Origin of the sequence: Duganella sp. sic0402 (assembly GCF_019219065.1) — a bacterium.
In the GTDB taxonomy this organism is placed as follows: Bacteria; Pseudomonadota; Gammaproteobacteria; order Burkholderiales; family Burkholderiaceae_D; genus Rugamonas.
Genome location: NZ_JAHUWK010000010.1, coordinates 178,419 through 196,236, shown reverse-complemented (window position 1 = coordinate 196,236; position 17,818 = coordinate 178,419). Strand labels below are relative to the sequence as shown.

At 64.9% G+C, this 17,818-nt stretch carries 15 protein-coding genes; 6 read left to right on the top strand and 9 right to left on the bottom strand.

The window, feature by feature from the left end:
• Window positions 1–16 precede the first annotated feature (16 nt).
• On the bottom strand, window positions 17–1,240 hold the full coding sequence (locus KW842_RS21845; protein WP_218306232.1) for an MFS transporter: 1,224 nt from the start codon (window positions 1,238–1,240) through the stop codon (window positions 17–19).
• Window positions 1,241–1,356: 116 nt separating this feature from the next.
• Between KW842_RS21845 and KW842_RS21840 the strand changes: the two genes are divergently transcribed.
• Window positions 1,357–1,986: a hypothetical protein gene (locus tag KW842_RS21840; protein WP_218306231.1), complete on the top strand. Its 630-nt coding sequence runs from the start codon at window positions 1,357–1,359 to the stop codon at window positions 1,984–1,986.
• On the opposite strand, the gene KW842_RS21835 is transcribed toward KW842_RS21840, so the two are convergent.
• Entirely contained in the window at window positions 1,983–2,840 is an 858-nt protein-coding gene (locus KW842_RS21835) for a DMT family transporter (protein ID WP_218306230.1), read from the bottom strand. The two genes, KW842_RS21840 and KW842_RS21835, sit on opposite strands and share 4 nt — an antisense overlap.
• 46 nt (window positions 2,841–2,886) lie before the next feature.
• On the opposite strand from KW842_RS21835, the gene KW842_RS21830 reads away from it, so the two are divergent.
• Window positions 2,887–3,444, top strand: a complete 558-nt coding sequence (locus tag KW842_RS21830) for a helix-turn-helix domain-containing protein (protein WP_229223840.1) — start codon at window positions 2,887–2,889, stop codon at window positions 3,442–3,444.
• A 1-nt stretch (window position 3,445) separates the two neighbouring features.
• On the opposite strand, the gene KW842_RS21825 is transcribed toward KW842_RS21830, so the two are convergent.
• The 6 genes from KW842_RS21825 to KW842_RS21800 all read right to left on the bottom strand — a co-directional run bounded on the left by KW842_RS21825 (window position 3,446) and on the right by KW842_RS21800 (window position 11,507).
• Window positions 3,446–5,578 carry a TonB-dependent siderophore receptor gene (locus KW842_RS21825; RefSeq protein ID WP_218306229.1) on the bottom strand — a complete coding sequence of 711 codons (2,133 nt, stop codon included), beginning with the start codon at window positions 5,576–5,578 and terminating at the stop codon, window positions 3,446–3,448.
• Between the two features lie 56 nt (window positions 5,579–5,634).
• A complete protein-coding gene (locus KW842_RS21820) occupies window positions 5,635–5,916 on the bottom strand; it encodes a hypothetical protein (protein WP_229223839.1) in 282 nt (93 codons plus the stop codon).
• Window positions 5,913–7,493, bottom strand: coding sequence for a PepSY domain-containing protein (locus tag KW842_RS21815; RefSeq protein WP_218306228.1), 1,581 nt, complete (start codon window positions 7,491–7,493; stop codon window positions 5,913–5,915). Before KW842_RS21815 ends, KW842_RS21820 begins: the two co-directional genes overlap by 4 nt.
• Before the next feature lie 46 nt (window positions 7,494–7,539).
• Window positions 7,540–9,924, bottom strand: a complete 2,385-nt coding sequence (locus KW842_RS21810; RefSeq protein WP_218306227.1) for a TonB-dependent receptor — start codon at window positions 9,922–9,924, stop codon at window positions 7,540–7,542.
• Between the two features lie 84 nt (window positions 9,925–10,008).
• Complete coding sequence (locus tag KW842_RS21805) at window positions 10,009–10,995, bottom strand: FecR family protein (protein WP_229223838.1); 987 nt, start codon at window positions 10,993–10,995, stop codon at window positions 10,009–10,011.
• The gene (locus KW842_RS21800; RefSeq protein ID WP_218306226.1) at window positions 10,992–11,507 is read right to left on the bottom strand and encodes a sigma-70 family RNA polymerase sigma factor; all 516 of its coding nucleotides are present in this window, start codon (window positions 11,505–11,507) and stop codon (window positions 10,992–10,994) included. Before KW842_RS21800 ends, KW842_RS21805 begins: the two co-directional genes overlap by 4 nt.
• 143 nt (window positions 11,508–11,650) lie before the next feature.
• Between KW842_RS21800 and KW842_RS21795 the strand changes: the two genes are divergently transcribed.
• From KW842_RS21795 to KW842_RS21785, 3 genes are all read left to right on the top strand, one after another.
• The gene (locus KW842_RS21795) at window positions 11,651–12,763 is read left to right on the top strand and encodes a catalase family protein (protein ID WP_218306225.1); all 1,113 of its coding nucleotides are present in this window, start codon (window positions 11,651–11,653) and stop codon (window positions 12,761–12,763) included.
• Between the two features lie 117 nt (window positions 12,764–12,880).
• Window positions 12,881–14,860 (top strand): ATP-binding protein, encoded by a 1,980-nt coding sequence (locus KW842_RS21790; RefSeq protein WP_218306224.1) that lies wholly within the window; start codon window positions 12,881–12,883, stop codon window positions 14,858–14,860.
• Window positions 14,861–14,899: 39 nt separating this feature from the next.
• Window positions 14,900–16,108, top strand: a complete 1,209-nt coding sequence (locus KW842_RS21785; RefSeq protein WP_218306223.1) for a M48 family metallopeptidase — start codon at window positions 14,900–14,902, stop codon at window positions 16,106–16,108.
• A gap of 5 nt (window positions 16,109–16,113) precedes the next feature.
• Here the strand turns inward: KW842_RS21785 and KW842_RS21780 are convergent, their stop codons facing one another.
• Complete coding sequence (locus KW842_RS21780) at window positions 16,114–16,899, bottom strand: response regulator (protein WP_218306222.1); 786 nt, start codon at window positions 16,897–16,899, stop codon at window positions 16,114–16,116.
• A 182-nt stretch (window positions 16,900–17,081) separates the two neighbouring features.
• Between KW842_RS21780 and KW842_RS21775 the strand changes: the two genes are divergently transcribed.
• Window positions 17,082–17,816 (top strand): molecular chaperone, encoded by a 735-nt coding sequence (locus KW842_RS21775; RefSeq protein ID WP_218306221.1) that lies wholly within the window; start codon window positions 17,082–17,084, stop codon window positions 17,814–17,816.
• Window positions 17,817–17,818 lie beyond the last annotated feature (2 nt).

Below are 17,818 nucleotides of genomic sequence, written 5' to 3'. Positions count from 1 at the left end.
CTGTAGTAAAGGCGATCTAGCCAGCGGTTGCAGGCGCCATGCGGGCGCCTGCGCCGCGCCGTTCCAGCAGCACGGATACGCCCAGTACGACGATGCCGCCCACGGCCAGCAGTGCCCCAACCGGGCCGGTCGATTGCAGGCTGGCGCCATGGGCGATCGCCAGCCCGCCGCACCAGGCGCCGGCAGCATTGGCGAAGTTGAAGGCAGAGTGATTCAGCGCGGCAGCCACAGTCTGCGCATCGCCTGCCACATCCATCAAACGGGTCTGCACCGCTGGCGCGACCGCAATGCCGCAGCCGATGGCGAACAGGTTCAGCGCCATCGTCCACACGTTGGTGCTGGTGTAGTAGAACGCTGTCAGCGCCGCCACATTCCACACCAGTGCGCCGAAGATCGTCCACAGGCGCGAGCGGTCGGCAAACCAGCCACCGACCAGATTCCCCACCGTCATGCCGATGCCCATCATCGCCAGCAGCAACGGCACCATCGCCGGCGACACCTTGGTCACTTCCAGCAGCGTTGGCGTGACATAGGTGTAGACCGCGAACAGGCCGCCGAAACCGATCGACACCATCAGCAGCGTCACCCACACCTGCAAGCGGCGGAACACGCCCAGTTCGCGGCGCGGGCTGGCGTCGCCGGCCGCAATGAAGGGCACATAGCGGCGTACCATCAGCGCGGTGGTCACGCCCAGCACGCCAACCACCAGGAAGGTCGAGCGCCAGCCGAATCCCTGGCTTAGCCAGGTCGCCAGCGGCACGCCGAAGATGTTGGCGATGGTCAGTCCAAGTAGCACACGCGACACGGCTTGCGCGCGTTTGTCCGGCTCAGCCATCGCCGCCGCCACCAGCGCCGCCACGCCGAAATAAGCGCCGTGCGGAATGCCTGCGATGAAACGCGCCAGCAGCAGCGAACCGTAACCCGGTGCGGCCGCGCTCAGCAGGTTGCCGATCGCATACAGCGACATCAGCATGATCAGCATCGCGCGGCGCGGCATGCGCGCCAGGAAAATGGTGATCAGCGGCGCGCCGAACACCACGCCCAGCGCGTACGCACTGATCATGTGGCCCATGTCGGGCAGGCTGGCCTGCAGATCGCCTGCGACTACCGGCAGGATGGTCATCGAGGCGAATTCGCCAGTGCCGATGGCGAGGCCGCCAATCGCCAGGGCCAGGCTGGCCATGCCGGCGCCGCGCGGCGCAGTGATGAGGGGAGTGTTGGAAATAGGTTCGTGGTGCATCGGAAGCAGCAAAAATGCGAGGAAAAAAGGGTCAACGATAGCATGTCCGGCGGTTTCCCGCTGAGGCAGACCAGCGGTTAAAATTTCATCTCGGAAATATTGCAAGAGGGTGTAGCATGAAACACATCAGAACCGGCCTGGCCGTTGCCGCATTGACGCTGGCCACATGGGCGCAGGCGCAAGAGGGCAAACTCTGCGTGGACAAGGCCTGCCTGGGCATGAGCCTGGCCGAGGCGGAAGCGCTGAAGCTTGAACCGGTGGGCGACTATGGATTCAAATTCAAGGGCAAGGGCGACTACTACGGACTGGATAGCGTTGGCCAGCGCATCGTCTACGCCGAGTCGGGCGACTTCGATGCGGAGCTGATCCGCCAGTTCCGCGCCAATGTTGCGACCATTTGCAGCTTCGGCGGCGCCAATGCGCGAATGACCGGCAGCGATGGCCAGCGTGTGGTCCTGCTGTTCAGTCCCACCGTCAAGAACGGTAAGGCTGAGCTGGCGCTGACCGAAATCGGCAGCTACCTGCCGAAGAAATTGAACGATGCCGATTTACAGCGCATCCGGGACGAGGCCAAGGCAAAATACGGCGAGGCCTTTACCGCCAAGTGGACGCGCGACATCACGCAGCCGAATGTGACGCTGTACCAGAACCGCATGGTCGGCAACACGCTGACGCTGCGGCTGCCGGAGCAAGACCTCAGCGCCAGCCTGATGGCGCAGCCGCGCTGCAAGCCTGGCGACAGCTAAGCCTTGCGCCACTCGCCGACGATGCTGGCGAAGATGATCAGCGCTGCGCCCAGCACCGCCAGCGCGGGAATGTGTTCACCGGCCAGCAGGCCGACGACGCCGGCCCATACCGGTTCACCGGCATAGATCAAGGTCGCCTTGGTGGCGCTGACCTGGCGCTGCGCCCAGTTCATCACATACTGGATGGCGGCGCTGGCCATGCCCAGCGCCAGCGCGCACAGGAAGAACAGCGGCACCAATCCCGGCAGGCTTTCGCCAGCCACCGGCATCGCCATGAACGCCAGCAGCGAGGCGACCGCCAGCTGTGTCACCGTCACGCGGGCCACGTTGACGCGCTGCGCGTAGTGGCCGATCAGGATGATCTCCGCCGAGATCGCCAGCGCGCCCAGTGCGGTCAGCATCTCGCCGTAACCGAAGCCGCCGCTGATGCCTTCCGGGCCGGCCAGGCAGGCCAGTCCCGCAAACGAAATCGCCGCGCCGGCCAGCGCCGCCACATGCGGCTGCTGGCGCTGGAACAGCCATTGCAGCAGCGGCACCATCGGCACATAGAAAGCGGTGATGAAGGCGGATTTGCTGCTGGAGATGTATTGCAGTCCGAGTGTTTGCAGCGAGTAGCCGGCAAAGATGCAGGCGCCGATGGCGACGCCCGCGCCCAGCTCCAGCAAGCTGAATCCGCGCAGATGACGGCGGCTCAGCACTGCGGCAATGAGTGCCGCGATGGCGAAGCGGGTGCCGACAAAAGCCAGCGGCCCGGCGGTGTGGACGGCGGTCTGCACGATCAAAAAGGTACCGCCCCAGATCATCGTGACGATGACCAGCGACAGCTCCGCCCAGCGGGGATGCGTAAAGTGCATGATAAAATGTGAGCAAAATATTTCTCACATTATGATGCGCAATATAATGCACAGTCAAGAAAATTCCTCGCCCGCGCTGGCGCATGCAGCAGAAAACGTACGCAGCTACCGCTTGCAGCAGGGGCTGAGCCAGGATGAACTGGCGAAGCGCTCTGGCCTGAGCCGCCGCATGATCAATGGCCTGGAGGCGGGCAGCGCGAATATCAGCCTGTCCAACCTGGATGCGATCGGGCTGGCGCTGGGGGTCCGCTTTGTCGATCTGGTGCGGCCGCCGCAAGCCGACAACCGCGATATCCGCAGCCTGATGTGGCGTGGCACGGGCGCTGACAGCCAGGCCGTGCTGCTGGGGGCTGCGCCGGCTGCCAATATGGTGGAGCTGTGGCACTGGTCGCTGCACGCCGGCGACCGCTACGACGCACAGCCGGACATGCAGGGCTTTTCCGAAATGATCATGGTGACCGAAGGCGCGCTGCACATCGTGTTTGAGCACGAGACGAAGCAGCTGGCCGCCGGCGAGTTTGCGATCTTCAGCAGCGCGCAGCGCTACGCCTATGTCAATCCCGGCGCGGCGGCCACGCGCTTTATCCGCAATGTGATCAGCTAGCTCAGAACTTGTAGCGCAGCGTCGCCAGCACGTTGCGTGGAGCGCCGTAGATCAGGTTCTGGAAGACATCCAGCTGGTTGCTGTAGTACTTCTTGTCGAACAGATTGTTGACGTTGACCTGCAAGCTCAGGTCGCGGCTGATGTCGTAGCGCGCCATCAGGCTGGCCAGCGCGTAGGATGGCTGGCTGACCACGAAGCTGGCGCCGGAACGCGGATCGACCACGCGCGTGTAGCTGCTGCCTTCCCAGTTGACGCCGCCGCCGACACTGAGCTTGTGCCAGTCGCCCGGCAGCTGGTAGCGCGTGTACAGCTTGAGCAGCTTGTGCGGATGGACCGTGTTGACCGGATTGCCGTCGCGGTCTTCGGAGCGGAATTGCGTCCAGCCGATGCTGGCGCTCCAGCCGCGCGCGAGTTCACCGCTCAGTTCCATTTCATAGCCTTTGGTTTCTGCGCCGTCGATAGAGGTGTAGGCCTGCTCGCGCGTATTCGGCACGAACTGGCCCGGATCGACCACGGCGAAGTTCTCCTGCTTGACCATGAACACCGCAAACGAGGCGCTGGCCTTGCCGCCAAATAGTTCGCTCTTCACGCCGGCCTCGTAGCTCTTGCCTTCCAGCGGATCGATATAAGCGCCGCTGCGGTCGCGCATGGTCTGCGGATCGAAGATGCTGGTGTAGCTGGCGTACAGCGAGCTGTTGGCGCCGATGTCATAGACGCCGCCCAGGTAAGGCGTGATCTTGCCGTTATGGCGGATGGTGTAGGGCGCATCGGTCCAGGCGCCGCTGGCCGCGTCGCGCTTCCAGTCGGTGACGCGGGCGCCGGCGATGATCTTGAACGGATCGGTGATCTGCAAACGGGTCGCGCCGTAGATGCTGGTCTGGGTGTCGTAGTAGCTGGAGCCGGAATAGTAGGCGCCCCATTGCGGTTCCGGATAGTCGCCGTTCCAGTTGCGGAAGTCGCCAATCGGCGGTTGCTCGCTGGCGTCGCTGACCAGCCATTCCTGTTTGTGCTTCCCGTGCAGTACGCCGATGGTGGCTTCATGCTTGCGGCCCAGCAGCGTGAACGGGCCGCTGGCGGTGACGCCGTAGTCGGTCTGCTCTTCGATGCCGCCATAGCCGACCACCCACGGATCTAAACCGAGGCCGGTGTTGCGGTCGACCAGGCCGGACATCCAGTTCAGGCGCTGGTCGCCGTTGTTCTCGCGGCGCGTGGCCATGGCGGTAACTTTCCATTGGTTGGCCAGCGTGTGTTCCAGCGTGACGAAGCCGGTGCGCTGTTCGGTGTCCCAGAAGTTCCACTTGGCGGCGGCGGACTTGGAACGTGGCCAGTCGGTGCGCGTGCCGTCGCTGTAGAAGATCGGCAGGCCGGCCCATTGGCTGCCGCGATGCTTGTCGTTCTGCTGGCTGTAGCCGATGCTGAGGTGGGTGACTGCGCCCAGGTCGGCGTCGATGACGCCGTAGAGGGTGCGCTGGCGGGTGTTTTCCAGGTCGATGAAGTTGTTCTTTTGTTCCGCGTTGACGACCACGCGGCCACGGATGCTGCCGTCGGTGTTGAGCGGCGCGCTGAGGTCCGCTTCGGCCTCGCGCTTTTGCCACGAGCCGGCGGCCGCGCTCACCGTGCCGGTGAAGGTTTTGCTGTCGGCGTGCTTGCGTATCAGGTTGATCGAGGCGGATGGGCTGCCGGTGCCGTTCAGCAGGCCGCTGGCGCCGCGCACGATCTCCACCTGTTCGTAGATGGCCATGTCGGCCTTGGCCTGGCCGGCGTCGCTGCCGTACATCGGCACGCCGTCGATTTGCAGTTGCTTGATTTCGAAGCCGCGTGCATAGAAGTAGCCGCGCACGCTGTCGATTTCCTTGGCCGAGACGCCGGTGGCGTTGGTGGCGATGTCGAAGACGGTTTGCAGTGCCTGGTCTTCAATCCGCTCGCGGGTGATGACGCTGACCGACTGCGGCGTGTCGCGGATCGACAGCGACAGGCCGGTAGCGGTGCTGGCGGCGCGGGTGGTGTAGGAGCTTTCGCTGGCGCCGGTTACGGTGACGGACGGCAGGACTGGCGGATCGGTATCCTCGCCATGGGCGGTGGCGCTCAGGCCGAGCAGGGCGAGCGAGAGGGCGGTACGGAGCGGTGGATGCATGGTTGTCTCTATGGTTGGTGGCAAGAGAGACTATGACGTTTGAGCGCTCCGTTTGTTTAGTGCGGTGTCATTAATAATAGTCCGCCAGCCAGCAGCAGCACGCTACAGGCACGCCGCAGCGTGCTGGCGGCGAAGGTCCAGATGATGATGGCGGCGTACAGCACAAAGCTGAGCAGCATGCCGGTCAGGGCGGCGTCCGGGCGCGGCATGACCAGCGCGCAGGCGGCCGCCAGCCGGGCACTGGCCAGGGCGCTTAGCGCGTAGCCACCGAAGATGGCGATCAACGCGCGCGCGCCGACTTGCCAGCGCCACAGCGCGGCGGCGGAGAGGCGCATCATGGCGTCACCTCCGCAGTCCCCGCAAGCGGTGTTGGGCGGAGGCGCCAGCCTGCCCAGCCGAGCAGGGCGCCGCACAGCAGCAGGCCGGCGTCGGTGGCGGCGACCAAGCCGTTGCCGCCGGAGAGCAGGGCGGCGTAGGCCTTGGCTGGCGCGCTGGCGGCATTCAGCAGCGGCAGCCCCGCAAACAGCACCGCACCCAGTATTAGCTGCGCCATCCACATCGCCCGCGCGGGCCAGAACAGCGCCGCGATCGACAGCACGCCCCAGCAAATGAAGAAGCCGTTGATCTCGGCCGCTGCGCGCTGCACCAGATCGGGCGGCAGCAAGCGGTTGAGCCAGAAGTAGGCGGCCATGGCGGCCGGCAGTGCGGCGACGGTGATGATGTTCAGGCTTTCGGCCAGCCGCAGTCCGCGTGGCGGCTGCTTGCGCAGGCTTGCCTTGACGGTCCACAGCAGCATGCCGGTTGCCATCATCGCGCAGCACGCCAGGCCGGAGAAGAACAGCAGCCCGCGCAACCACGGCTCGGCAAAGCGGCCGATGTGCAGGCCGATCAAGCTGTTGCGCGTTTCGGCGACGGCTGACGGCATGTCTCCAGCGCGGTCGGTCAGTCGGCCATCGACTCCACTGAAGAACAGACTTTGACGCTGATTGGACAGGCGTCCCGCCTCATCACGCTGCACGATATAGCGTGCAGCCGCATCGTTGGGCCGCTGCACCGTGACACGCGCCGCCAGCGCGCCTTGCCAATGTTGAGCCGATTGCGCCAGCACCGGCGCGATATCGGCCAGCGGCGCAGGCACACCGGCCGCAGCCTGCAAGCGCGGTGCCTGCGGAAACACGGCGCCGACGAAATCGTTGCGCTGCTCCGGATACAGATGCTTGACCGCCCACGGCATGGTCAACAGCATCAGCGTCACCAGGCCGCTGTAGCAAATCATGGTGTGGAACGGCAGCGCCAGAACACCCAGCGCATTGTGCGCATCCAGCCAGGAACGCTGGCCTTTGCCGGGCCGGAAGGTGAAGAAGTCGGCGAAGAAGCGCCGGTGCGTGATCACGCCACTGATCAGCGCCACAAACATCACCATGGTGGCGATGCTGACGATCCAGCGTCCCCACAGCACCGGCAGGTAATGCAGCGTGAAATGGAACACCGCAAAGAAACCGCCGCCGCGCGTGTTGCGCGCATCCGGCAGCAGATGGCCGTGGCCGTCCAGCGTGGCGCTTGCAAAATTTCCGGCCGGGCGCCCGGCGCCGGGTGCGGGCCGCTCGCCGCGCTGGCTGCTCCAGCTGATGCCGGTGTAGGGCTTGCGCGGCTGCGGCAGGTCGATGATCCAGCTGTCGGCGTGCGGCGCGATCTGCTGAAGGCGCGCGACCGCCATGCGCGCCGCCTGCTGCTGCGCGGCAGGCGTGGCGGCCGCCGGGATGCCGCCATGCCGTTCCGGCTGCATCCACAGGCTGATTTCGTCGCGGTAGTAGGCTGCCGTGCCGGTGATGCAGACGACCAGCAGCAACCACCCGGACAGCAAGGCGGTCCAGGTGTGCAGCCACGCCATCGACTGGCGCAGGCTGCCGTTCATGCCCATCTCCCGGCAGTGGCTGGGCGCGCGCGAAACGGCGCCTTCATTACAGATCCGTGCTGACCGACAGGCGCACGCTGCGCGGTGCGCCCACCACCAGCACGCCGCGCGATGCGGACGACCAGTAATCGCGATTGGCGAGGTTATCGATATTCAGGCGGAAGGTGGTGTCATGGCCATTGATCCTGGTTGCATACCGCGCGCCGATATCGAAGCGGGTCCACGACGGCGTGCTGCGCGCGCGGGTGTTGCCGGTATCGATGAACATGCGGTCGGTATAGACCATGCGGCCACTGACCGTGGCGCCGGCCAGGAAGGGCAGATCCCATTCGCTGCCCAGGTTCAGGTTGTTTTTCGGTACGCCGCGTGCACGGCGGCCGTCGGTCAGGCCATCCTGGGTATGGATCAGGCGTGCGTCGATGAAGGAGTAGCCGCCCAGCAGGCGCAGGCCGGGCAACGCTTCGCCAAAGGTGTTCAGCTCGAAGCCGCGGTTGCGCTGCTCGCCGTCCAGCGCGAAGATCGGGCGTGGATCGCTGTTGTTGGAGGCTTGCTCGACGCCGTTCTGCAGCGTGATCTGATAGACATTGCTGGTGATGGTCAGCTTGCCCAGCTCATACTTGACGCCAGCCTCATATTGTTTGCTCGGGTAAGGATCGAATATCTGCATCGAGTTCTGGTAGTAGGTCGATGGCGTCGGGCCAGGCATCAGCGATTCGATATAGTTAGCATACAGCGACCAGTGCGGCGTCAGCTTGTACACCAGGCCGGTGGTCGGGGTGATTTTGTTGGAGTTGGCATCGCGCGCGACTTCCAGCTGGCCGGTGCCGGTGTTGCGGCGATAGAGGGTGCTGCCGATCGCCTGGTTGCGCGCACCGACCATCAGCAGCAGCTGGTCGTTGAAGAAGCCCATGGTGTCGCTGACGGCGCTCGACCTGGTGTTGTAGCGGTTCAGCATATCGACATCGGTGCTGATGCCGCTGCCGTCGCGGTAAGGCTGGGCGACCGGCTGGTAGATGTTGGACAGTGCGGCTGCGCCGACCGCCAGCGTGGCCTGGCCGCGCCGCGCGGTGACGTCACCGCCGCCGAACACCACTGCGTGCGTGACCGGACCGGTGCTGAACTTGCCGCTCAGGCTGATGTTGCTGCCTTTGTTGGTGCTGCGGGCGGGAATGAGGAACACCGAACCCAGTATATTGCCGTTGGCGTTATTGATCGTGCTGACCGCCTGCAAATACACTTCGTTGTTCAGCGACTGGCCATGGCTGGCCGAGAACTTCCAGTCCTGGTTGATATCGTATTCCAGCCCCAGTTGCAGCGAACGGTTATCCGAATTATAGGTTTCCCATGCTTGCTTGAAGTTGGTCGAACCACGCGGCGCGCGCGGAATCGCCAGCGAGCTGCTGAGCCGGCTGGCGGCCAGGCCGCCATGCAGCTCCTTTTCCTGGTAAGTCCCATCGGCGGTCAGGCGCAGCTTGTCGCCGCGATAGTCGAGCGCCACAGCGGTGAAGGCCTGGCGGTTGGCGGTGCTGTCGATGGCGCCGTCGCCGTTCTTGTAGACCGTGTTGACCCGCGCGCCGAACTGGTTCTTGTCGCCGAAGCGGCGGCCCAGGTCGAAGTGCGCACCGAGTTGCGACCTGGAGGCAAAGCTGCCGGTGAATTGCGCGGTTGGCGTGTCTTCTGCACGTTTCATGACGTAGTTGATCGAGCCGCCGACCGACGAGCCCCATGGGCTGACGCCGTTCAGCATGGCGCTCGGGCCTTTCAGCACTTCGATGCGCTCCACCGCTTCGATCATCGCGCCACGGTTGTCGCCCAGGCCGGCGATGCCGTTGATCATGATCTCGCGGCCATACATTTCAAAGCCGCGCACCATGATGATGTCGGCTTCGCCATCGATGGGCGAGCTGTTGCGCACGGAGGGATCGTTTTCCAGCAGATCCATCAGGCCGCGCACCTGCTGGTCCTGCATCAGCTTGGCTGTGTAGCTGGTCTGGTTGAACGGTGTATCCATCACCTCGACATTGCCCAGCAGACCCAGGCGGCCGGCGCGCGCGACCTGGCCGCCCGGCGCCGGCGCCACGTCCGTACCGGAGCGCACCTGGATGGTCTGCAATTTGGCATCGGCCGGCGTGGCGCTGGCGGCGCGGCGCAGCAGGTAGCTGCCGTTCGGCTGGCGCACCGCTTCCAGGCCGCTGCCGGCCAGCAGGCGCGCCAGGCCGCTATCCACCGTGTGCTGGCCCTGCAGGCCTTCGCTGCGCAGGCCGCTGGTCAGGTCCGGCACGAACGACAGCATGATGCCGGAAGCGCGGCCGAAGCGGTTCAGCGCTTCTTCCAGCGCGCCGCCGGCAATGTTGTAGCTGCGGGTGTCGGCCGCCTGCGCAATGATCGGCAGGGTGGCGGCAACCGCCAGGGTGAGCAATTTGATGTACATGGGAACCTTTCGCGGAGATGGAGTGTGGTTGCTTACCTCCTATGTCACGCGAAAAATCAAAACAGACCAGGCCAGGCCAGATTTTTACGAAATATTTTTGGGCGCCAGACGGATGCCGCTGCGGTAGCGGCCCCAGAAGCGGGTTTGCGTCTCGATATTCAGCGCCAGCGTGGCGGACAGGGTTTCCAGCACCAGCTGCACATCGTCCAGCGGATAGCTGCCGGAGACGCGCAAATTGGCCACCTGCGGCGCGCAGCTCAGCGTGACCTCGCTGTAGCGGTTCAGCTCCGCCAGGAAGTCGGCCAGGCGCATGCTCCTGGCGATCAGGAAACCGTCGGTCCAGGCGATGCTGTCCTCGTCGGCGGCCAGCGTCGGCATGATGGCGCCGGCGTTGAACAGCGCCTGCTGGCCGGCCTGCAGCGTGCGCGACGGCGTGCCGCCTTGCGGCCGCAGCTCCACCGCGCCGTCGAACACGCTGACGTGGGTGGCGGCGTCGTACAGGCGCACAGCGAAGCGTGTGCCGAGAGCCTGCAGCGTGCCTTGCGCGGTGTGCACGGTGAACGGCCGCTCGCGCTGGTCGGGCGCGGTGGTGATGACGATCTCGCCGGCGCGCAGGCGCAGGCGGCGGCCGCTCTGGTCATAATCGATGTCGAAGGCGGCACCGGCGTTCATCGCTACCGTGCTGCCGTCCGACAGCGCCACATTGCGGCGCTTGCCGCTGCTGCTGCGCTCGTCGGCGGTCCAGCTGCGCCATGGCAGTTGCTGCTGCGCGGTCCAGGCCAGGCCGCCGGTGAAGAACAGCACGCTCAGGGTCTTGATGGCGTGGCGGCGCTGACGGCTGCGCGGCGCCAGCAGCGCGGCGGCGGCGGCCGGGTGCTGCGGTCCGCCCAGCGTGCGCAGCTTGCCGTTGACCGCCTCGATACGCTGCCAGGCACGTTCATGGTCCGGGTGGCTGTCGCGCCATTGTTGCCAGGCCAGCCGCACTTCGTCCGGCAGCGGCTGCGCCTGCAGCTCGACCAGCCATTCGACGGCGCGCTGCGCCACGCCCGGCGGCACCGCCATGGCGCTCATAATTCCACCCCGTGCGCGCCGAAGTAGCAATGCTGGCCGGCTTTGACCAGGTAGCGCTTGACGGTGCTGATGGAAATCTCCAGCTCCTCGGCAATGTGCGCGTGGCTCATCTCGTCCAGCTGGCTCATCAGGAAGGCGCGTTTGACCGGCAGCGGCAGCCCATTCAGCATGCGGTCGACGGCGGTCAGGGTTTCCAGCACGATGGCACGCTCCTCCGGCGATGCCTCGACCTGTCCGGGCAAGCTGGCCAGCGCCGTCAGGTAGGCCTGTTCCAGTTGCTGGCGCCGGTAGTGATTGGCCAGCACCCGCTGCGCTACCGTGGTCAGAAAGGCGCGCGGTTCACGCGCCGCCACCGGCTCGTCACGCGCCAGCAGCTGCATGAAGGTGTCATGCGCCAGATCGGCCGCCTGGTGCATATCGCCCAGCCGCTTGCGCAGCCAGCCGCGCAGCCAACCATGATGGTCGCTGTAGAGCGTGGTGATTTCTTGTTGCAGGGCAGACTCGGGCGGCATGATCGTCATCTAAATGCGAATAATTCTCATTAATTATACGCATAGTTGAAGGCGTCAGCAATCCTCGGTGCGGGATGACACAGACGCACGCCGCAGCGGCAGCCAAGATGGGGTTAGCCAACCGGCCCGCAATAAGGAATATCATGGACTTCCCCACCCGACATCTGACCCAGCCGCTGCCTTACGATCTTTCCTATGAAGTAGCGGAGGAGGGCGAGGCCGACACCATTGCCGCCCTTACCGCATCGATCCACTCGATCGCCACCACCGTAGACGAAGACACCGGCCATGCCCGTCGCGGCGTACACGCCAAGAGCCATGGCCTGCTGCGCGGCGAGCTGCGGGTGCTGCCCAATCTGCCGCCGGATTACGCCCAGGGCCTGTTCAGCCATCCGGGCGGCGCCTGGCCGGCGGTGCTGCGGCTATCGACCACGCCGGGCGACCTGCTGGACGACAAAGTCTCCACGCCGCGCGGCATGGCGATCAAGATCATCGGCGTGCCGGGCGTACGCCTGGCCGATGGCGTCGGCGACGCCACGCAGGATTTTGTGATGGTCAACGGCCCGACCTTCCTGGCGCCGACCGCCAGGCAGTTCCAGGGCAGCCTGAAGCTGCTGGCCGCCACTACCGATAAAGCGCCCAGCCTGAAGAAAGCGCTATCGGCCGCCTTGCGCGGCGTCGAAAAAGTGGTAGAAGCGGTGGGCGCGGAAAGCTCCACGCTGAAGGGACTGGGCGGCCATCCGGAAACGCATATCCTGGGCGAGACCTTCTTCACCGCTGCGCCCATTCTGTATGGCCGCTACATGGCCAAGCTGTCGCTGGCGCCGGTGTCGCCGGAACTGCTGGCGCTGAAAGACCAGCCAGTGGACCTGGACAACAAGCCCAACGGACTGCGTGCCGCCGTGGTGGATTTCGTCACCGAGCACAGCGCTGAGTGGGAGCTGCGCGTGCAGCTGTGCACCGACCTGGCCAGCATGCCGATCGAGGATGCGTCGGTGGAGTGGCAGGCGCCGTGGATCGCCGTGGCGCGCCTCCGCACCGTGCCGCAGGCCGGCTGGACGCATGGCTTGTCAGTGCTGGTCGACGATGGCATGCAGTTCAATCCCTGGCACTGCATCGCCGCACACCGGCCGATCGGCTCAATCATGCGTGTGCGGCGCGCGGTGTACGCGGCATCGGCCCGCTTCCGCGCCGAACGCAATGGCGCGCCGATTGCCGAACCGCGCGACCTCGACCAGTGGCGCGAGCATGGCTGATTAGGCCCGCAATGTGCTATCTGTGGCCAAAATATCAAATTTGGGCACTGCGGGAGCTATTGTGCGCCGCTGAACAGTACAGTTGCTACTATTTGGCTTTCGCACCTGGAATTGATCATGTTGGCACAGTCTGTTACGCCGTTTCCCGCTCCGCCGCCGCGCTTTATTGGCGCCGGCTCGCCGATGCGCGAACTGGTGCAGGCGCATCGCTGGCAGGATACGCCGCTGGGGCCGATGGCGGAATGGCCTGCTTCGCTGCGCGCGGCGGTCAGCATCGTCATGCATTCGGCGCATCCGATGTTCCTGTGGTGGGGCGAGCAGCTGATCCAGCTGTACAACGACGCTTATGTGCCATGCTTCGGCGTCGGCAAGCACCCTGCCGCGCTGGGTCAGCGCGGGCGCGAATGCTGGCCGGAGATCTGGTCCATCATCGGCCCGCAGATCGAGGCGGTACGCAGCGGCCGCCAGGCGAGCTGGCATGCCGACAAGCTGGTGCCGATCTGGCGCAACGGCCGCATCGAAGACGTGTACTGGAGCTACACCTACACGCCGGTGTACGACGAGCAGGATCAGGTCGGCGGCGTGCTGGTGGTGTGCAGCGAAACCACGGCGCAGGTGCTGGCCGAGCGCCGCCGCCACACGCTGGACCTGCTGGCGCGGCGCCTGCTTGCCTGCCACAACGAGGCCGAGGTGCGCGCGGCGATCACCCAGGCGGCGGTCGATAATCCGGGCGACCTGCTGGGCGTGACGCTGCTCAGCGGCGGCGAGGAAGCGGCCCGTCCCGGCGCCGACCTGCTGGTGATACGCGGCGCCGAGTTGCAGCTGTGCGCCGAGCTGGCGCTGGCGTTCGAGCTGTCGCCGCGGCTGCCGCTGGACGGCGCCTACCGCCAGTTCCTGGAACAGTTCACCGCCACCGTGTGCGCCACGCTGAGCCGGCTGCAAAGCGACCAGGCACTGGCGCAGGCCATGGCCGAGAGCGACCGCCTCAACACCGACCTGCATCTGACTTCGCGCATCAAGGATGAGTTCCTGGCCATGCTGGGCCATGAGTTGCGCAACCCGCTGGCGCCGATTGTGACCGCGCTGAAGCTGATGAAGTTGCGCGATCCGCACAGCGAAACCATGCACGAACAGGAAGTGATACAGCGCCAGGTCGATCACCTGGTGCGGCTGGTGGATGATTTGCTGGACGTGTCGCGCATCGCCAGCGGCAAGGTCGAGCTGCGCAAGGAAGTCGTGCCGCTGGCCGATGTGCTGAACAAGGCAATCGAAATGGCCAGTCCGCTGCTGGAGCAAAAGCAGCACCGTCTGCTGGTGGATGTGCCAACGGTGCGCTGGCGCGGCGATCCGGCGCGGTTGGCGCAGGTGGTGTCCAACCTGCTGAGCAATGCCGCCCGCTACACGCCGGCCGGCGGCCACGTCACGCTGGCCACGCGCATCAGGGGCGGCACGGTGCAGCTGCAAGTGACTGACGACGGCAACGGCATCGCGCCGCAACTGCTGCCGCATATTTTTGATTTATTCGTGCAGGGCAACCGCCAGCTGGACCGCGCCAAGGGCGGCCTCGGCATCGGCCTGGCGCTGGTGCGCAATCTGGTGCAGATGCATGGCGGCGAAGTCAGCGCCTACAGCGCCGGCGAAGGACGCGGTAGCACCTTCACCATTACGCTGCCCGATTCGGTGGTGGTGGAGAGCGAAGTGGCGCAGGCCGACACCAACGTCGCGCCATCGCTGGACGCCGCTACAGGCGCGCAGGTGCTGGTGGTGGATGACAATCAGGACGCCGCTGATTCGCTGGGTGAACTGCTGGCCGCGCTGGGCTACCGCGCGCTGGTGGCTTACGACCCGGCACAGGCGCTGGCGCTGGTCAGCAGCGGCATGCCGCAAGTGGCCATCCTCGACATCGGCCTGCCGGGCATGGACGGCTTTGAACTGGCCGGGCATCTGCGCAAGCTGCCGGGCGGCGAGGCGCTGAAGCTGGTGGCGCTGTCCGGCTACGGCCAGGAAAACGACAAGACGCGCAGCCGCCAGGCGGGTTTCGCCGCACATCTGGTCAAGCCGATTAATATCGCCGATCTGCAACTTTCGTTGTCATAAAGAGTTGTATTTATTTCAAAGCAGCGATTAAAATGCTGCATGAATCTGGTCTATAAGAATGAAAAGACACTGTTCGGCATCATGCTGGCGGTGTCGCTGCTGATCTGGACGCTGCTGCTGCTCGGCGCTTTGGGCATGGCGCTGGTGTACGGGCTGCTGTTCCTGCTCGGCTACTGCTTCGCGCAATCGGCGCTGGTGTCGCATCTGAAAGGCACCGCCGTGCAGATCACGGTGCAGCAATTCCCCGACCTGCATCAGCGCATCGAGCGCTGCTGCCGCCGGCTTGGCCTGGAGAGCGTGCCGGACGCCTATCTGCTGCAGAGGAGTGGTGCTTTCAACGCGTTTGCCACGCGCTTTTTTGGCCGCCATTTCATCGTGCTGCATGCTGATGTGGTGGATGCGCTGGAGCTGCGGCCGGACGCGATCAATTTCTACATCGGCCACGAGCTCGGCCATATCCGCCAGCAGCACTTGCGCTGGTCGGCGCTGCTGGCGCCGGCGGCGTGGCTGCCGCTGCTGGGCGCGGCTTATGCGCGGGCGCGCGAATACACGTGCGACCGTTATGGCTTTCACGCCTGCGACGATTTGCACAGTGCCCAGGCCGGGCTGGCGGCGCTGGCGGCTGGCGGCAAGCGCTGGCGCCAGCTGAGCGCCAGCAGCTACGCCGCGCAGGCGCAGCAGAGTGGCGGTTTCTGGATGTCGTTTCATGAGCTGGTCGGCGATCATCCGTGGCTGGTCAAGCGCATGGCGGTGGTGCGCGGCCTGGCGAATGGCGCGGAGGTGGTGCAGCCCGGCCGTCACGGCCTGGCGTATCTGCTGGCGCTGTTTGTTCCGCGCTTTGGCGTGGGCGGCGCGGCGTCGTTGCTGGCGCTGATCGGGCTGGCTGGCGTGCTCGGTTCGGCAGCGCTGCCGGCCTATCAGGAATACATGGCCAGGGCGCGCATGGCGCAGGCGGTGACGGTTGGTCACGATGCCACGGCGGCGGTGGAGCGCTACTTCTACGCCAATGGCCACGCGCCGGCGACGCTGGAAGCGGCTGGCTTCGCGCTGGCCGATCCCGGCCACGCGGTGCAGGATGTGGTGGTGGACGCCGGTAACGGCACGGTGCGGGTGTTCCCGTCCGATCTGAACTATCGCGGCCAGGCGATCGCGTTCACGCCACGGGTGGACGGCAACCAGCGGATCGCGTGGCGTTGCGCCAGCGAAGCGATCCCGCAGGCGGTACTGCCGGCGGAGTGCCGCAACTAGCGTGCTTATTTCTTCTGGATCGCCTGGCGGTAGGCGGTCGGCGTGACGCCCATGCGCTCACGAAACGCGGTGGCGAAATTCCCGGCATTGTTAAAGCCGATCAGCAGCGCGATGTCCTGCACGTCGATATCGGTGTCCTTCAATAACTCCTCGCCACGGCGGATGCGCTCCTCGCGGATAAAGCCGAACACCGTCATGCCGGTTTGTTCGCGGAACACCTGCGACAATTTTTCCCGGTAGGTGCCGACACTGCGCGCGATTTCCGCCAGGCCCGGCAGCGCCGCCAGGTTGTCGGCGATCAGCCGCTTGACGGCGTTGACCAGCACCGCGTCCGGATCGCTTTCCGGCTCCGGTTCAGGCGCCTCGCCGCTGTCGGATGGCGCCGGCGCCTGCTGGCGCCTGGCCAGGTTCAGGTGCACCTGGATGCGCGCCGCCAGCTCGCCCGGCGAAAATGGCTTGGAGACGTAATCGACGCCGCCGATCGACAGGCCGAGTATGCGGTCGTCATCGGCGTCGGCGCCGCTGAGGAAGATCACGGGAATGTCCTGCGTCACCGGATTGGCCTTGAGCAGCCGGCAGGCGGTATAGCCGTCCATATTCGGCATGCGCACATCCAGCAGGATCAGGTCGGGATGCTGGGCCAACGCCAATTGATAGCCTTGCAGACCATTGAAGGCAACCGACACCTTGTAGGGCAGCTCGCTCAATAGGTCGACCAGCATGCGCTGCTCAAACGCGGAGTCGTCCACGATGAGGATTTTGGAACGCGTGCTTTCGAGGGTGGTGGGCATAACGTCCCCAGAAACATGGTTGATAAAGTTTTATCACTCCCTGTTGCGTATTATGCCTATCTTTTAAATATATTTGATAGTTTTCTACGCTTGCAAAACAGTTGTCTCTTCCTGCAAAAGCATGATTTTTTTAAATCATTAATAATGGAATTGAGTGTTGATCTTAAGCAACCGGAGGGTGGATGACTGGGACACGCGCGCTCTTTTCAGGGCTGATCGGTGGCGTATGGCTGGCATGGCTGGCGTTGCCCGTGGCTGCGGCCAACCTGCAGATTTCGCCGGTGATGATTAATCTGCGCGCCGGCCAGGGCGCCAGCGGCATCACCATGCAGAATCTGGGTGAGGCGGCCGTGTATGGCCAGGTGCGTGTTTATTTGTGGGAACAAAAAGATGGCGACGATGTGCTGACGCCCACCCAGGACGTGGTGGCCAGCCCGCCCATCATCCAGATCGGACCGAAGAGCAGCCAGATGATACGGCTGGTCCGGCGCAGCGAGCAATTGCCAGCCAGCGAGCTGACTTACCGCATTTTGATCGATGAGATACCCAAGGACGATGGCCCTGCCAGCGGTGTCGATATCCGCCTGCGCTATTCGGTACCGCTGTTCGTGCTGCCCGCCGACGAGCGCGCGGCGCCGCTGCTGGCGTGGAGCGTATTCAGAAAAGATGGGTTTTGGATGTTGCGAGTCCGCAACAGCGGTAATCAGCACGCACAGATCGGCGCGCTGGTGCTGAGCAACGCCGCCGGCAAGGAGTTCGAGATTGCCGCAGGCTTGTTCGGTTACGTGTTGGCGGGCAGGGTGCGCGAATGGCGCTTACCCACGTCTGGCGAAGCCGATCTGAACGGAACATTGGCGGTCAAGGCCAATATCAATTCCCGCCCGACCAGCGCCAGTACCGTGGCCAAGGTTGACTAGCC

What these genes read in the sequence shown, in the direction of transcription:
- KW842_RS21790 (WP_218306224.1), top strand. Translation starts at nt 12,881, where the DNA reads ATGTTGGCACAGTCTGTTACGCCGTTTCCCGCTCCGCCGCCGCGCTTT.
- KW842_RS21795 (WP_218306225.1), top strand. Translation starts at nt 11,651, where the DNA reads ATGGACTTCCCCACCCGACATCTGACCCAGCCGCTGCCTTACGATCTT.
- KW842_RS21805 (WP_229223838.1), bottom strand. Translation starts at nt 10,995, where the DNA reads ATGAGCGCCATGGCGGTGCCGCCGGGCGTGGCGCAGCGCGCCGTCGAA.
- KW842_RS21800 (WP_218306226.1), bottom strand. Translation starts at nt 11,507, where the DNA reads ATGCCGCCCGAGTCTGCCCTGCAACAAGAAATCACCACGCTCTACAGC.
- KW842_RS21810 (WP_218306227.1), bottom strand. Translation starts at nt 9,924, where the DNA reads ATGTACATCAAATTGCTCACCCTGGCGGTTGCCGCCACCCTGCCGATC.
- KW842_RS21785 (WP_218306223.1), top strand. Translation starts at nt 14,900, where the DNA reads ATGAATCTGGTCTATAAGAATGAAAAGACACTGTTCGGCATCATGCTG.
- KW842_RS21815 (WP_218306228.1), bottom strand. Translation starts at nt 7,493, where the DNA reads ATGAACGGCAGCCTGCGCCAGTCGATGGCGTGGCTGCACACCTGGACC.
- KW842_RS21825 (WP_218306229.1), bottom strand. Translation starts at nt 5,578, where the DNA reads ATGCATCCACCGCTCCGTACCGCCCTCTCGCTCGCCCTGCTCGGCCTG.
- KW842_RS21820 (WP_229223839.1), bottom strand. Translation starts at nt 5,916, where the DNA reads ATGATGCGCCTCTCCGCCGCCGCGCTGTGGCGCTGGCAAGTCGGCGCG.
- KW842_RS21835 (WP_218306230.1), bottom strand. Translation starts at nt 2,840, where the DNA reads ATGCACTTTACGCATCCCCGCTGGGCGGAGCTGTCGCTGGTCATCGTC.
- KW842_RS21775 (WP_218306221.1), top strand. Translation starts at nt 17,082, where the DNA reads ATGACTGGGACACGCGCGCTCTTTTCAGGGCTGATCGGTGGCGTATGG.
- KW842_RS21830 (WP_229223840.1), top strand. Translation starts at nt 2,887, where the DNA reads ATGCACAGTCAAGAAAATTCCTCGCCCGCGCTGGCGCATGCAGCAGAA.
- KW842_RS21845 (WP_218306232.1), bottom strand. Translation starts at nt 1,240, where the DNA reads ATGCACCACGAACCTATTTCCAACACTCCCCTCATCACTGCGCCGCGC.
- KW842_RS21780 (WP_218306222.1), bottom strand. Translation starts at nt 16,899, where the DNA reads ATGCCCACCACCCTCGAAAGCACGCGTTCCAAAATCCTCATCGTGGAC.
- KW842_RS21840 (WP_218306231.1), top strand. Translation starts at nt 1,357, where the DNA reads ATGAAACACATCAGAACCGGCCTGGCCGTTGCCGCATTGACGCTGGCC.